Raw genomic sequence first — 783 nt, forward strand, 5'->3', positions numbered from 1 at the left:
TATGATTACACCACTCCTTTCGGAGGACCTCGATAATGCAAAGCGCATAGCGATGCGGGAAAAGATCGCACAGGACAACTTAACGACCGCAAGATCGCTCTACCGATACGAGAAGGCATACCGTGAAAACGGGTTTCAGGGGCTCCGACCGATGGATCGCCAGAAGCGGCGCTCTCAGACACTGCCGGAAAACTTCGAGGAACTTCTGAATGAAGCCATCCAGCTCCGACGGGAAGTTCCGGAGCGCTCGGTGGAACAGCTGATACTGATCCTCGAGTTAGAAGGACGAGTTGCTCCTGGCGTGCTGAAACGCTCGACACTGGAGAGACATCTCTACAACGCTGGCTTCGGATCAGAGCATCTTCAGACCTACAAGGATGCACGGGAGAGCTCCTCGAAGCGCTTCTGCAAGCCACACCGGATGATGCTGATCCAGGGAGACATCAAGTATGGGCCGCTGCTCCCGATCGGAAAGCGCGGAGCCAAAGTCAAAACATACCTGTCGTCGGCGATAGACGATCATTCGAGGTTTGTCATTGCCTCGAAGTTTTATGCCTCTCAGGAGGAAGAGATCGTAGAGGATACCTTCCGGTCTGTGCTGCTCCGTGCAGGGGCGTTTGACCGATGCTACTTTGATAACGGTTCTCAGTACATCGCAAAGCAACTGAAGCTGTCACTGGCCAAGCTTGGTATCTCGATCTCTCATGCGCCTGTAAGAAGTGGGAAGTCGAAAGGCAAAATCGAGAAATTCCATCAGGTGGTGGATGCATTCGTTCGGGAAAG

General features: G+C 53.3%; 1 protein-coding gene. It reads left to right on the forward strand.

Annotated elements, in window-relative coordinates; translation table 11 throughout:
- Positions 1-783: DDE-type integrase/transposase/recombinase (locus ACTNC3_RS11430; protein ID WP_441227510.1), on the forward strand; the 783-nt coding region annotated here is incomplete at both ends.

Origin of the sequence: Oribacterium sp. HCP3S3_B9 (genome assembly GCF_052064255.1) — a bacterium.
In the GTDB taxonomy this organism is placed as follows: Bacteria; Bacillota; Clostridia; order Lachnospirales; family Lachnospiraceae; genus Oribacterium.